This is a genomic window from Paenibacillus sp. 01T422, assembly GCF_056398785.1.
On the sequence record NZ_JBFTQB010000242.1, the window covers coordinates 1 to 7,380 of the forward strand.

Here is a 7,380-nt window from a genome sequence, read left to right on the forward strand (position 1 = left end):
GGTCTGAGGAGGAACGGAGCACGTTGAATAAGTCAGAAGAAATGTTTGATATTTATGATGAGAAAATGAATTGGCTTGGACAAGCGCCACGCTCCGAAGTTCATGCGAAAGGTTTATGGCATGCTACTTTTCAATGCTGGATTGTAAGTCTGGCCAATGAGGACGCAGCGCTGCTGCTTCAGCTAAGACACCCAGACAAGGATCTGTTTCCGAATTTACTCGACATCTCTTGCGCTGGACACCTGGCGGCGGGGGAAACGGTTGAAGATGGCGCTCGCGAGCTGAAGGAAGAGCTGGGTTTGACCGTGGATTTCAATGAGCTGATACCTTGCGGACTGTTTGCGGAAGAAGATCTGATGTCCGATCATCTCATCGATCGTGAGTTTTGCCATGTCTTTATTTATCGCTGCGATCAACCTCTGGACAAGTATGTTCTACAAGCAGACGAGGTAACGGGTTTATTTGAAGTGAGTGCAGCGGGGTTAGAGCGTTTGGTGCATGGAGAAATCGAACAATTAGAGGCAGCGGGCTATAAAACAGGACAAAATGGACAACTTGAAGAAACGAGCTTGCTCGTGACACTGAAGGATTTGGTCCCGCATCCAGCCGCTTATTATGACCTTGTTTTTCAAACGCTAAAGAAAAATGCCCTGTACTAATGAAAAAGAACCGGATCGGTTAAGCCGACCGGTTCTCCAAAACATTCTAGACGAAGTATTTATTCGCTATGTAGGAGTAAACGATATAACCTGCGATAGAGAGTCCAAAACAAACAATTCCTAACGCAATTTTACGTTTAAACAACAGCAAGAATCCGGCACTAAAGGCCGATCCTATAACTAGCATTGCTACAAATGTGAGAATTCCCATCGTTCTTTATCTCCCTACCCTTTGTTTACGTAATCACGTACCATGTCCTCGGTTACATAAGAACGTAGAGGAGAAATACCTTCTTTGGTGTGGGCGATGATTTGAGCCGTAACCGCATTGATTGCATCAACGGTAAACGGAAGCCCGCTTTTGCACAGCTCTACAGCTGCATCAATTGCACTTTCGCGCTGCGCATCAAGTTCTGCAAAGCGCACAAGGTGCAGATGCTGAGCAGTCGAATGTTTGGTTATTGCTTCGTGTACATTCATCTTCAAGTTCTCCCTTTCGTGACCAGATATTCCTTCAGTATACACGATTGAGTGGGTCAGGAACAGTTTTTACAGGCGGAATTCCGAATAATAATCGACAAATATCCAGATATTTCGGAGAGAAAGGTTTGAACCCATTTCAAAGTGTACAGAGAAAGTGATTTGAAGACTTATTGACAGCTCGGAGTGAATGAAATGAAGATTTTACCGATTGAGTCGGTGCTCCCGCAATTGAAAGAGGCATTGCGAACCCATGCGTGCGCAGTGCTGGTCGCTCAGCCGGGTGCCGGGAAAACAACGCAAGTGCCGCTTGCTCTTCTGCAAGAAACATGGCTGAATAACCAGAAGATCTTAATGCTGGAGCCAAGGAGATTGGCAGCCCGCGCTGCGGCGCGGTATATGTCGCGACTGATGGGTGAAGCTGTTGGACAGACCACCGGATATCGCGTGAAAAATGATACCTGTGTCGGCCCCAACACACGGATTGAAGTCATCACGGAGGGAGTTCTTACCCGTATGCTTCAAACAGACCCTGCTTTGGAAGGGGTAGGGATTGTTATTTTTGATGAGTTCCATGAGCGCAGCCTTCATGCAGACTTGGGCTTGGCGCTGAGCCGACAATCCCAAACACTTCTGCGGGAAGACCTAAGAATTCTCATCATGTCTGCGACAATTGAGGCAGAGCCTGTAGCAAACATGCTGGATCAGGCTCCGATTATTCAGAGTGAAGGGCGCGCTTATCCCGTAACAACGCATTACTTGAATATGAAACAAGAGGAAAAACTAGAAATTACGGTCGTCAAAAGCATTCGCCAAGCCTTACAAATGGATGAAGGCAGCTTGCTCGTATTTCTTCCGGGTGCAGCAGAGATCCATCGTGTGGCGGGCAGTCTTGCGGCGCTGCAGCTAGGTAAAGAGGTGGAAATCGCACCTCTTTATGGGAATCTGGCGCAGGAAGCGCAGGATCGCGCCTTGGCGCCAAGCCTGCCAGGACACCGGAAGGTCGTGCTCGCGACCTCGATCGCCGAGACCTCCTTAACCGTCGAAGGGGTCACGGTTGTGATCGACAGCGGCCTCATGCGGGTGCCGCGCTTTTCACCACGCACCGGCATGACCCGCCTAACGACGGTGCCCGTGTCCGCAGCCTCTGCCGATCAGCGCAGAGGCCGGGCCGGCCGTCTCGGTCCAGGCGTGTGTTACCGCCTGTGGACCGAGACCGAGCAGCGGCAGCTAGCGCCAAGCTCCACGCCAGAGATCCGCGAAGCGGATCTGGCGCCGCTTGCGCTCGAGCTGGCCGCCTGGGGCGTGGCAGACCCAGCGGAGCTGGTCTGGCTGGACCTGCCGCCTGCTGCTGCTTATCAGCAGGCGCGGGAACTGCTCGTGCAGCTAGGAGCGCTGCACGAGGACGGTGGCCTAACACCGCACGGGAAGCGTGTGGCGGCGTTAGGCCTGCACCCGCGGCTTGCGCACATGGTGCTGCAAGCTATGCCGCTTAAGCTCGGCGCGCTGGCGTGCGAGCTTGCCGTAATGCTGAGCGAGCGCGACATTCTGGCGGGCGCTCGGGGCCGAGATGCGGATGTACGCACCCGCATCGAAGTGCTTTGGCGCGCTGCGCAGGGCGAGCAGCGCGCGGACGTTGACTTTGGCTTATGCCGCCGGATTACGGCGGAGGCCAAAGGGTTGATGCAGTCGCTCGGCATTCGGCCGAGCGAGCAGCGGGCATCGGCGAGCGGCTTGCTGCTCGCCTTCGCCTACCCCGATCGCGTCGCGCAGCGGCGATCGACAGGGCGGTTCTTGCTCAGCAGCGGGCGTGGCGCCGTGCTGCCTGAGCTGCAGGAGCTCTCGAATGAGCGATATCTCGTCGCAGCTGAGCTGGATGACAACGGGGCAGAAAGTCGCATTTTTCTAGCGGCCCCTGTGCAGGAAGAAGATCTGTTGCAAGCCTTCGGAGATCGCCTCGTACAGGAACAGGAAGTGCTTTGGGATTCCGGTGCTGGTGCCGTTAAAGCTAGGCAGCGCATACGGTTAGGCGCAATTATACTTAAAGAGAAGCCCCTGCAGGAGCCTAACCCCGATCTGCTTGTACAAGCTTTGATTACCGGTATTCGATCTGAATCGCTTGATCTGCTCCCGTGGAGTCGTAGCGCACGTCAGCTGCAAGAGCGAGTTGTTTTCCTTCATCACAGTCATGCAGGTGAATGGCCGGATATGCGCGAGGAAGCACTGCTGGAGGCGCTAGAAGATTGGTTAGCGCCGCATCTATACGGGATGACAAGTAAGGGTGCTCTTGGACGGCTTAACTTGACAAATATATTAGAGGAAATGCTAACATGGGAGCAGCGGCGATGGTTGGATGATTGGGCGCCAACTCATATTCAGGTACCTAGCGGTTCGCGTATTCCCGTTGATTATAGCGTGGCAGCATCGCCGACATTGTCTGTGCGTCTGCAAGAAATGTTCGGTTTGGCTGACACCCCGCGAGTTGCCAAAGGGCGGGTTCCGCTTACCTTGCATTTGTTATCACCGGCACAACGTCCCGTTCAGGTGACGAAGGATTTGGCGAGCTTTTGGCGGGAGGCTTATTTCGAGGTTAAAAAAGATCTCAAAGGCCGTTACCCGAAGCATTACTGGCCCGATGATCCGATGGCCGCTATGCCGACCAATCGGGCGAAATCGCGAATTTGACTTATTTGGCACAAGTGTGCCTTGAAGGGAACTGAGTGATCCATGACCATTCACTCCGAATCGGAGGAAATCGTCATCTACATAACGGCTGGCTTTGCAACGGCGCCTGATTTTTTGGACAGGTGTGGCGCTGCTCTTGCGGCCTGCTTTGAAGAGGCGGGTGCGCGTGCCCGTGTTGTTATTCATTTTCCGTATGGAGATTGGAGTCGGCAGCGCCAAAAGCAGCTTCGCGAAATTACAAGCGATCTATGGACTAATGCCCACAATAAGCCTTCCCGCTATGGTGGCAAAAACTTAACAAAGCTGATCACAGACCACTTGCGCCCAGGGCAGACCTTGCTTTTAGTCGGACACAGTGCAGGTGCTGTGGCATCTGTTCAAGCGGCAGGAGCTTTGATGAAGGCGGGCATCCCCGTTCTTGGAGTGATCCAAATTGGATCGCCTAAATGTGCGATTCCTCCAGAATTGAAGGATCGTGTATTATATTTAAATGGGATCAATCAAATGGACCAAAAGGTGGACCCGATTCCGCGACTAGGCACTTGGGGAGGCTGGATCAAGTCTCGTTATGGCGTATTGCGCTGGCATGGTTTGAAGCATGCACCAATTCATAGGAAAACCTTGCCGATGATTGGCGGGCATGCCGATTATTTTCGAGATCACAACCCCTATATCTGGCTGGATACAACGAATCTGCAAACGACGATTGCTTCAATTTGGTCGTGGTTGACACAACGGCAGGAACATTTTATAGAAAAGGAAGATGAAGATGATTAGCATTATAAAAGCAAATATGGAATACAGCAAAGCGGAGGGATACCTTGGCCATGTTCAGTTCAGCGTAGAGGGGCACGAGCATCCTTATGAAATTACGCTGCAAAGCATGCGCAACAAGGACGATTGGAGTTATGCTCTGAATTTTCTGAGTGAATCGGGTAAAGAAGAGGATATTGAAGCAGTTGAAGAGCTTTTGGAAGAAGACGAGTGGTTCGATCTGCTAGTGAATGCGGGACTTCAGGTTCTAGAGAAATAGTTGGGATGATGGACGCAGGCATGAAGGGGAGATGATGAGCTTGGATTCATCGAATGATTCTGGGGTCAAACAGGTGCTGAAGGCGAGTTACGACCAGCAGGCTAGACAGCGAAACGGGGAGACGATGCAGTCTTGGAAGTTAGATGAGCTGAGTGGTTTCCTAGCAAGATTGGAAAAGGGTGGCGGCAGTAAGCGCGTGTTAGATCTTGGCAGTGGTCCGGGTCATCAAGCTGACTATTTGCGGGAACACGGCTGCGAGGTGGTGTGCATCGATTTGTCTGAAGAGATGGTGGCCATTTGTCGTGAAAAAGGACTCGAAGCCTACGCCATGGATTTCTTTGCCTTGGATCTGCAGCCAGCGTCTTTTGATGCGGTTTGGTCAATGAATACACTGCTGCATGTACCGAAAGATAACCTTCTGGAAGTGCTCAGGAACGTTGAGAGCGTGCTGAAGCCTGACGGTTTCTTCTATTTGGGACTCTATGGAGGGTATGAAAGCGAAGGGATTTGGGAGAACGACTCCTATAGGCCGCAAAGGTTTTTTGCTTTTTATGAGGATGCGCATATTCAGAAGAAGGTGAGCGAGGTGTTCGATATCGAGCGCTTCAACGTGCTTCAAATGCCGGAAATGCAGCCCGATTATCAGTCGATTATCGCGAAGAAGTTGAAACATCTAAACCCGTGATTTCACGGGTTTTTTGTTGAGTAGATGGATTACTAGTCATTAACGCCGATTACTCCTGCTATTTTCCTCGGCTAACCCACTGTAGCTCAAATAGCTGTACATTCTCCTTCTAATTTCAACTAATTCAGGGAATTTAATCCACTAGTGGCGATATAAAGGTAGTTTCTGCAGCTATTTCATTCCCAGCATCGATGTTGCTTGGATTAACGCCAGATATTCCTTCTATTCAATCTGAGGCACCGTCCAAGTTAGAGAGTACTTGAGTCACAACTTTGGATCGCTAACCCTCCATGCTTCGTGACTACCTCTTACTTCGTCTCAAGCTAGTCTCAACGGAATTCTCGCCAGGTTCTTTGTAATTTGTTTTGAGCTGATGGGGCGGAAGTTGGCAATATGGTGAATAGAGCGATGAGACGGTGCAGGAATGGTAAAGTAGCTAACACAGCATGACGGAGTTCAATCCGTCCTACCAGCAGTGTTTCCTCACAATATGTACATACAAGTTAAGCGAATGTTATAATACGTTCAGAATCAAACGCCTGAGGTGAAACCGAAACATGAAAGAAAAGCAAATGCCGAAATACTTGCAGCTTAAACAGGAAATTTTAACGTGGCTTCACACGGGGAGACTCAAACCGAACGATCAAATGCCGTCGGAAAACGAAATTGCTGAACAATTTCAGATGAGTMGTCAAACGGTACGCCAGACGTTTGGCGAACTTGAGCAAGAGGGCTGGTTGTACCGGATGCAAGGAAAAGGAACGTTCGTCTCTACACCCCAAACGCAAAAAGGCCGTGATGTGCAGACGATTGGCATCCTGACCACGTATATATCCGATTACATTTTTCCTCATATCGTGAGAGGGGCGGAATCGGCTTTACGTGCAAGAGGTTACAGACTTGTCTTGTCGTCAACAGACAATGATAAGAATAAGGAAAAAGAAAGTTTGACGATGATGCTAAGCCAGCCCCTAAGCGGGTTGATTATAGAGCCTACGAAAAGCGCGGAAGGCAATCCGAATCTCAACTATTATCTTTCGCTCGACTATCAGCATATTCCGTATTTGATGATCAATGAATGCTATCCAGAGGTGAACTGTCCGTCTTTAGTCGTAGACGATGAAGAGGGCGGCTTCAAGGCGGCGCAGCATCTGATCGAGCTGGGTCATCGCAAGATTGCCGGATTCTTCAAGACGGATGACTTGCAGGGGATTAATCGCCTGAAAGGATTTATTCGCGCCCATCACCATTACCAGGTTCCATTATTGCCGGAGCTCGTCATCCACTACACAACAGAAGAAAAAAGGCAGAAGCCTTACGAGCACGCGCTCTCATTGTTAGGCGATGAGGACGAGCGTCCAACCGCTTTCGTCTGCTATAACGATGAGTTGGCTGTCCATTTACTTGAAGCTGTACGTACATTAGGCCTTCAAGTGCCTCAAGATGTCTCGTTAGTGGGGTTCGACGACTCCTCATTAGCGATGGCGACTGAGGTGAAATTAACGACACTTTCGCATCCCAAAACGGAGTTAGGCACAGACGCTGCTGAGCTTTTGATTGATATGATTGAGAATAAGYGAGTAACAGGAAGAGAGACAGGTAAAATCTATAAGCCTGAACTCATTGTCAGGGAATCTACGATCCGCCTTTCTGGTGGAGAAATTTAATCTAGCCAACTTGTACGTACAAGTGTTATACTGGACATAGAGATTGGAAAATCGAAGGAGGTTCTCTATGTCTAAGAAGTATGCAATTGGCGTTGACTATGGCACGGAATCCGGACGCGCCGTTCTCGTTGATTTGAGTGACGGCACAGAGGTTGCAGATCATGTGACCCC

The 7,380-nt window shown here is 50.3% G+C and carries 8 protein-coding genes; 6 read left to right on the top strand and 2 right to left on the bottom strand.

Annotation, left to right across the window (positions count from 1 at the left end):
- On the top strand, positions 1-659 hold a 659-nt coding region (locus AC1DUA_RS15395; RefSeq protein ID WP_477500605.1), incomplete at its 5' end, for an NUDIX hydrolase.
- Positions 660-705: 46 nt separating this feature from the next.
- On the opposite strand, the gene AC1DUA_RS15400 is transcribed toward AC1DUA_RS15395, so the two are convergent.
- Both AC1DUA_RS15400 and AC1DUA_RS15405 read right to left on the bottom strand, forming a co-directional pair.
- Entirely contained in the window at positions 706-870 is a 165-nt protein-coding gene (locus tag AC1DUA_RS15400) for a hypothetical protein (protein WP_161411834.1), read from the bottom strand.
- Between the two features lie 14 nt (positions 871-884).
- Positions 885-1,139 (bottom strand): YpbS family protein, encoded by a 255-nt coding sequence (locus AC1DUA_RS15405; RefSeq protein WP_477500606.1) that lies wholly within the window; start codon positions 1,137-1,139, stop codon positions 885-887.
- A 195-nt stretch (positions 1,140-1,334) separates the two neighbouring features.
- On the opposite strand from AC1DUA_RS15405, the gene hrpB reads away from it, so the two are divergent.
- The 5 genes from hrpB (at position 1,335) to AC1DUA_RS15430 (ending at position 7,209) form a co-directional block, all read left to right on the top strand.
- A complete protein-coding gene (hrpB, locus tag AC1DUA_RS15410; RefSeq protein ID WP_477500607.1) occupies positions 1,335-3,824 on the top strand; it encodes an ATP-dependent helicase HrpB in 2,490 nt (829 codons plus the stop codon).
- A gap of 42 nt (positions 3,825-3,866) precedes the next feature.
- The gene (locus AC1DUA_RS15415; protein WP_477500608.1) at positions 3,867-4,601 is read left to right on the top strand and encodes an alpha/beta hydrolase family protein; all 735 of its coding nucleotides are present in this window, start codon (positions 3,867-3,869) and stop codon (positions 4,599-4,601) included.
- Positions 4,594-4,857, top strand: a complete 264-nt coding sequence (locus tag AC1DUA_RS15420) for a hypothetical protein (protein WP_477500609.1) — start codon at positions 4,594-4,596, stop codon at positions 4,855-4,857. The genes AC1DUA_RS15415 and AC1DUA_RS15420 overlap by 8 nt, the downstream gene beginning before the upstream one ends.
- A gap of 40 nt (positions 4,858-4,897) precedes the next feature.
- The gene (locus AC1DUA_RS15425; RefSeq protein ID WP_477500610.1) at positions 4,898-5,542 is read left to right on the top strand and encodes a class I SAM-dependent methyltransferase; all 645 of its coding nucleotides are present in this window, start codon (positions 4,898-4,900) and stop codon (positions 5,540-5,542) included.
- Positions 5,543-6,099: 557 nt separating this feature from the next.
- The gene (locus tag AC1DUA_RS15430; RefSeq protein ID WP_477500611.1) at positions 6,100-7,209 is read left to right on the top strand and encodes a substrate-binding domain-containing protein; all 1,110 of its coding nucleotides are present in this window, start codon (positions 6,100-6,102) and stop codon (positions 7,207-7,209) included.
- The last annotated feature ends 171 nt before the right edge of the window (positions 7,210-7,380 follow it).

Coding starts and splice junctions, on each gene's coding strand:
- AC1DUA_RS15415 (WP_477500608.1), top strand. CDS start 3,867: ATGACCATTCACTCCGAATCGGAGGAAATCGTCATCTACATAACGGCT.
- AC1DUA_RS15405 (WP_477500606.1), bottom strand. CDS start 1,139: ATGAATGTACACGAAGCAATAACCAAACATTCGACTGCTCAGCATCTG.
- hrpB (WP_477500607.1), top strand. CDS start 1,335: ATGAAGATTTTACCGATTGAGTCGGTGCTCCCGCAATTGAAAGAGGCA.
- AC1DUA_RS15420 (WP_477500609.1), top strand. CDS start 4,594: ATGATTAGCATTATAAAAGCAAATATGGAATACAGCAAAGCGGAGGGA.
- AC1DUA_RS15400 (WP_161411834.1), bottom strand. CDS start 870: ATGGGAATTCTCACATTTGTAGCAATGCTAGTTATAGGATCGGCCTTT.